7 protein-coding genes are annotated in these 5,460 nt (G+C 38.3%); all 7 read right to left on the reverse strand.

From position 1 onward, the window contains the following. Window positions 1-368 precede the first annotated feature (368 nt). Window positions 369-692, reverse strand: coding sequence for a type II toxin-antitoxin system PemK/MazF family toxin (locus C7460_RS23215; protein WP_115870530.1), 324 nt, complete (start codon window positions 690-692; stop codon window positions 369-371). Next, window positions 683-928, reverse strand: coding sequence for an AbrB/MazE/SpoVT family DNA-binding domain-containing protein (locus C7460_RS23220; protein WP_115870531.1), 246 nt, complete (start codon window positions 926-928; stop codon window positions 683-685). The genes C7460_RS23215 and C7460_RS23220 overlap by 10 nt, the downstream gene beginning before the upstream one ends. A 352-nt stretch (window positions 929-1,280) precedes the next feature. Further along, entirely contained in the window at window positions 1,281-1,574 is a 294-nt protein-coding gene (locus C7460_RS23225) for a HigA family addiction module antitoxin (RefSeq protein ID WP_115870536.1), read from the reverse strand. A gap of 11 nt (window positions 1,575-1,585) precedes the next feature. After that, the gene (locus C7460_RS23230; RefSeq protein WP_115870532.1) at window positions 1,586-1,867 is read right to left on the reverse strand and encodes a type II toxin-antitoxin system RelE/ParE family toxin; all 282 of its coding nucleotides are present in this window, start codon (window positions 1,865-1,867) and stop codon (window positions 1,586-1,588) included. Window positions 1,868-2,084: 217 nt separating this feature from the next. Continuing rightward, window positions 2,085-3,542, reverse strand: coding sequence for a hypothetical protein (locus tag C7460_RS23235; protein WP_115870533.1), 1,458 nt, complete (start codon window positions 3,540-3,542; stop codon window positions 2,085-2,087). A 421-nt stretch (window positions 3,543-3,963) separates the two neighbouring features. Further along, a complete protein-coding gene (locus C7460_RS23240) occupies window positions 3,964-4,740 on the reverse strand; it encodes a hypothetical protein (RefSeq protein ID WP_115870534.1) in 777 nt (258 codons plus the stop codon). Window positions 4,741-4,767: 27 nt separating this feature from the next. Beyond that, the gene (locus C7460_RS23245) at window positions 4,768-5,271 is read right to left on the reverse strand and encodes a hypothetical protein (protein WP_170148161.1); all 504 of its coding nucleotides are present in this window, start codon (window positions 5,269-5,271) and stop codon (window positions 4,768-4,770) included. Window positions 5,272-5,460 lie beyond the last annotated feature (189 nt).

The following is a 5,460-nucleotide window of genomic DNA, read 5'->3' on the forward strand; positions in this document are numbered from 1 at the left end:
AACTCCTTATCGAAGTGTCTTCTTTCTCTTTTCATTATCAGTAAATTTAACTCCTACGAGCTTAACTTACTGTCCAGTCAAATGTAGCAGGTTCACGAAGGGGGCACGCGTTGCAAACGCGCGCCAGCTGGGGGTGAAGGGTTATGATCTGTTTTAAATCCATCGGGTCAAGGGTTTTTGACATATCAGCTCTTTTTAGAGCCGAGTATAAAACGCTTTCCCCAGAGTGGCACCGTTAGAACCGTGACGCAGGCCGCGAAAGTGGCACAGTCTGAAGCGTAATCACTGGCACAGATGCACCGATAAAAGTGGCATAGTTAGAACCGTAATATCCACAATACTGCTATTCATATAGTGTGTACCGTATTTCAATCGATAAAGGTTTCTTTGAGCGTTGCTTTTACCTCTTTTACTTCTGGCTTCGATAACCTACCCAGCTTTTTGATAATCCTTTGCTTGTCAATCGTTCTGATTTGATCCAGCACGACCCAGCCAATCTTTCTGTCATGCTTTATTTCAATGCGGGTGGGGTAATTCTTAGACTTGGTTGTCATAGGAGCTACAACAACTGTGCGAAGGTATTTATTCATCTCGTTTGGAGAGATAATTACACAAGGTCGCGTTTTTTTTATTTCGCTTCCTAGTGTTGGGTCCAGGTTTACCAGGACGATCTCATATTGATTCAATTCCATTCGTCAAGGTCTTCGTCTTCAAAAACGTCATCAAAAAGCAGTTGATCATCACCCTGCTCGTTCATTTCCTTAAAAGCTTCCTCCCAGCCTTTACGCGGCTGGGATGCTGGCTTTAAAATGATGAACCCTTGCTCAAGGATAAGTTCTACCTTATCCCTGAGATTGTATTTTTCAAGCAGGGTTTTGCTCAAACGAATCCCTCGAGAGTTGCCTATTTTGATCAATGATACTTCCATACCTTTACTAGCTGTCGTAATCACAAAGTTATTACATTTAACTTCTAGTCCAAATAGGATGAGTTATTGGGAATGATTCAGAATAGGGGGAATTTGATATGTTGCACAAAGCCAAGCTAGAAAGAGTGCCTTCGCGGCCCGGTCCGCAGGTAGTGAATAGCTCTAAAGTAGAGTAGTCTCCCGGTGCTCACAAGGTTTCAGGTACGATAAACCTCACAAATAAAATTTCCCGCGAGCTGATCCCAATAGCTATCGGGACCAAACAGCACAAACCTTTCTCGGGGGCGGACGAAACAGTTAGGTTCCAGGGGAGATTGTAGTAAGCACTCAAGCACGTGCCTCATACATATTGTTAGGCTGTCGTCACTTTTTCTATTGCTTCGAGTTCGTCCGTTTTGCTTTGGAGTTCCTCTTCTAAATCAAAATCATCTTGAAGTCCAAGCCAGAATTTCGGAGTTGTTCCGAAGTACTTACTCAATCTTAAAGCTGTGTCAGCGGTTACCCGTCGATTTTTTTTTAAGATTTCGCTTATTCGTGTTTGGGGAATATGCAAGTCCTTGCTTAAGCGATAAGCAGAAATCCCCATAGGTTTCAAAAATTCCTCTGATAAAACCTCACCGGGATGTATGTTAGGTAATTTTTCCATATTCTTCATTTTTAGTGATAATCAATAATTTCAACGTTGTTAGCATTTCCATCTTCCCATTTGAAGATAATTCGCCATTGGTCATTAATTCGGATGCTGTAGAATTCTTTTAAGTTTCCACCTAGTTTCTCTAGTCGATTGGATGGAGGAATTCTTAAGTCGGAAATATTTTGAGAGTTGTTTAACATTCTCAACTTTCTTCGTCCAGCAGTTTGTATTTCAATAGGCCACTTTCGGACTCGTTCTCCGTTCCATACTTTTTCAGTTTCCTTAGATCCAAAAGATAAAATCATACTAACTCTATGCGTTGCTAACGTTAAAGGTAAGTAGAAGTTATGGATCTTTACAGAGAGTAGGGAAAGAAATAATTGACGTAAAGAGCGTTTATTCTATGCCGGTGAACCGCCGTATAGGAGGCTGTACGTTCGGTGGTGTGACTGGGTTGGCACTCCAAAGGCGCACCTCATCAGTTACGACTGGTGGGGCCTTTTACTCGATTGGCAGCTGTTTTTATATTTCTTTTATGTAGTATTCTCTTAGTATTTCTGTGAATTTCTTAGATTTTAGTTCTTTTGATTTTTCCATCATTTCCTCTAATCCATAGAATTCAATATCATACTTTTTAGTTTTTATCATCTTATCATTTAATGACCTAACAGCCTCCTCTGTGAATCCACCTGTTGACCATATTTCAAACTGTATTTCTCGATCAGAAATAGAGGGTTGATCCAGAATCCACTTTCGAATAACTGGAATTTTATTCCCTAACCATTTATCAATTTCGTCTTTATCTATTTTGTGATTGTAACCTTTACACTCAGAGACAATAATTTTTTGTGCTGTGAATCCCAAGACATCTATTTCTCTTTGCTCCCCCTGATAGTTTATGATTTTCCCGATATCTATGGAATTACAAATCCGACCTTGAAAATATCCGACTGCTAATTCAAATAAGTCACCTCTTAAATTATTTGTCTTGCCATCGACTAGTTTATTTAACTTAGAAATTAGGTCCAAATACGCTTCAGGATTCTTTTTGAGAATAGCCCCTGCATTTGTAACTAAATTAATCAGTGAGTTTAAGAGCTCTTTGTACTTTTCTCCAAAAAGTTCATTTACAAAACCAATTACGACTCCTTCTGATTTTAATAGATTAAGTGACTTGGGGTCAATTGATTCTACAATTAAGAATGGGATGAAACTCGCAATTTGTTTTTGATACTTTAGGGTCTTGAGTTTATTAATAAAAAACTCCACCTCTTTCTCAGTGACAGTATTCCCGATGAGAACATCGGCTATTAAAAAGCCTGGAACTATTTTCTTTTTAACACTGAATTTTGGGAGCGAGCCTACATATGTTGGACTGACAAAATTGAATTGGTACTTCCCAAATTCTCCGTGAAAAACTGAAGTGTTATAAGAGGTCAACCCGATCTTTCTTGACCAATCGTTGAATTGGATTAGAAGAAAGTTCTTAGCCACTTCAATTCCTTTAGCTCTCTTTCCATTTATTGAGCCTTCTGCTAAAATTGGCAGTAGGAATATGTTGTCATCATCTTGGTGGACTAATTGTAGCTTTACAAGCTTCTCAATTGCCGAATGGAAAGTTAAGTGACCTTTTAAATTTTTAACTGGATTTACAGTGTAAGCAGCAAGTTGTTCCTTTTTAATTTGCCCATAATGGAAGGCTAGGGATTGTAGAATTATGTGATATTGTTTTCCTGCTTTTTTTAATGCATCTGTTAAGCCTTCAAAATATTCTTCACTGTTATAAATAGCCTTGTCATGGAAGAGTATTTGCCTATCGGAGAATAATCCTCTCACCTTGGCTACATCGCCTCTAATCCTTGATAGTCTTTTGCGAGCTGCTTCTTTCGATAGCCCCTTTTCTTTGTCAAGAAGGATGTCAAGAAGGTCACTTGATAAAATTGGACCTTTCTCTTTTATGGTCTGTTCTAGAAATGTCACAACACACTATTTATACAAGTTTAAACTTATTACACCCACACCATTTTTTTAATTGCTTACAACGCCTAACTATAGGTCGGTACCCACAGTTGGCAAGTACAGCTAAAATAGCGGAAGTGCACCACAAGCACTACGGTATCTATGAAAAATCAACTGTCCCATTTTTTGGGGTATCATCAGGATTCCTGCAAACGCCAAGCTAGCAGGAGTGCGCCCCGAATTTGGTAAGTTTCGATAAAACTAATGAATCTGCCGGTGCATCCAAAGTTTGTAGAATGCACTGCGTTCTGAAAGTCTAAAAATCCTGCGAGCAAAACTCAGTAGAAAGCACTGCCGTTTCTCAGCGGCAGATATCACGGTCGAGTTGCACAGAAACAAGCCAGAAAGCACTTAAACATAAGCCCGATTGTCTGTTGAACCCTTAGTTGTTAGGCTCAGCTTTCTTAATGCTAGTCTCGTCAATTTTATTAATTGAGTAAATTAGTGATGCCTCGGAATTAAGGTCTCGAAAAAAAATAAATTTTTCGGTTTTACCTAAATATTTAATAGAGTCGTTCGAGGTAATAGTGCGACCATCATTAAATGTTATTTGAAAAACCTTGTCGGATTCCCAAAATACCCTCTTAATCGATAAGTTACAGTATAGAATGAAGACGGGAATAACAATGACTAAAAAATGAGAGACCACTTCAACTCTTATTGAAAACCGCTCTTCGTGAATTCTAGAAAGCCTATCAAAAAGTTCATATTTGAAATAGTTCAAGACAAATATCATAATTGGCAGTAGAAGTATCAATCTAAGGATTTCCTTCCCTTTGATATCATCTACAAAGAATAAAAACGGAGAAAATACAATGAGAATCAAAAACACCTTGATGTTAATTTTAAGATGCTGAAGTAGTCTTCGAAAGAATCCATCCTTATCAATATAGGGACTGAATTTTTGACCATCCCCTTCTCCAATTGATTGTTCCGATAATTCCTTGGCTGTTCTGTCAAGAATTAAAGGCATTGGCCAAGATATTGCCAATACTACTAATATGAATGGCAAGAATTCATCAAATAAGACCAATGTTTCGCTTAAGGAGACATAGTCAAAAATATTAATGTCAAATGCCTTATAATAAAAGTAATTGTAGATAGCTCCAGCAGTCACTGATATTACTCCAAGACTTGTAATGTATCTCCAGTTTTTCATTAATATCCCTGATTAAGTCCAATTCTGCTAGGCTCCTTTACTTTCTTTGTTGAATTTGAATACGGCCTCAAGTTTTAGAAGTTCTTCAAGTGAGTTCGAAGTTGTCCCAGGCCCCACGGTATTGCGGTTGATACACTCGATAATTTTGAGTTCCATTAAATCAAGCAACGTCTTGAATGATTCGAAAGTCAATCCATAGATGTGATCTATTTCTTTTTCCGTTAAGACACCTGAAAGTAACTTTTTCATAGGCTCTTCATTCTTCCAATGAGTTACTGTCCCTTTTTCATATTTTGTAATGGTATTGAAGACGGCACCTACAATCACACCAGTATATGTTTTATAGAGTGTATATAAATCCGTTGGTATGAATGGTCTCAATTGTTCTATCGGTTTAGTTGCCTCTAGAGCAGGGGAGACTGACCTAATATCAAGTTTGCTTAATTCTTTACCAAATTCAATTCCCTTAGGGTTTGGGGTATTCAGGTAATCCATTGTTACATATTCCTCTGGAAGAATTGTTAGAATCATAGATATTGGTGTTGGGATAGACTCTCTGATGACTAAGCACGCCTTCCACAGTTGTTCGATAGCCTCGAGTCTCTTGGCACTCACAGCATGGACTTGGATTTGCTACAAAAAAGTGGACAATTAGTTAAGCGCACTCTGAATATTTAGTTTCCCCGAACTGTTCAGGGGTTTTATAGCCTAGATAGGCGT

Origin of the sequence: Marinoscillum furvescens DSM 4134 (assembly GCF_003386095.1) — a bacterium.
Classification (GTDB): domain Bacteria; phylum Bacteroidota; class Bacteroidia; order Cytophagales; family Cyclobacteriaceae; genus Marinoscillum; species Marinoscillum furvescens.

What these genes read in the sequence shown, in the direction of transcription:
- C7460_RS23215 (WP_115870530.1), bottom strand. Translation starts at nt 692, where the DNA reads ATGGAATTGAATCAATATGAGATCGTCCTGGTAAACCTGGACCCAACA.
- C7460_RS23220 (WP_115870531.1), bottom strand. Translation starts at nt 928, where the DNA reads ATGGAAGTATCATTGATCAAAATAGGCAACTCTCGAGGGATTCGTTTG.
- C7460_RS23225 (WP_115870536.1), bottom strand. Translation starts at nt 1,574, where the DNA reads ATGGAAAAATTACCTAACATACATCCCGGTGAGGTTTTATCAGAGGAA.
- C7460_RS23230 (WP_115870532.1), bottom strand. Translation starts at nt 1,867, where the DNA reads ATGATTTTATCTTTTGGATCTAAGGAAACTGAAAAAGTATGGAACGGA.
- C7460_RS23240 (WP_115870534.1), bottom strand. Translation starts at nt 4,740, where the DNA reads ATGAAAAACTGGAGATACATTACAAGTCTTGGAGTAATATCAGTGACT.
- C7460_RS23245 (WP_170148161.1), bottom strand. Translation starts at nt 5,271, where the DNA reads ATGATTCTAACAATTCTTCCAGAGGAATATGTAACAATGGATTACCTG.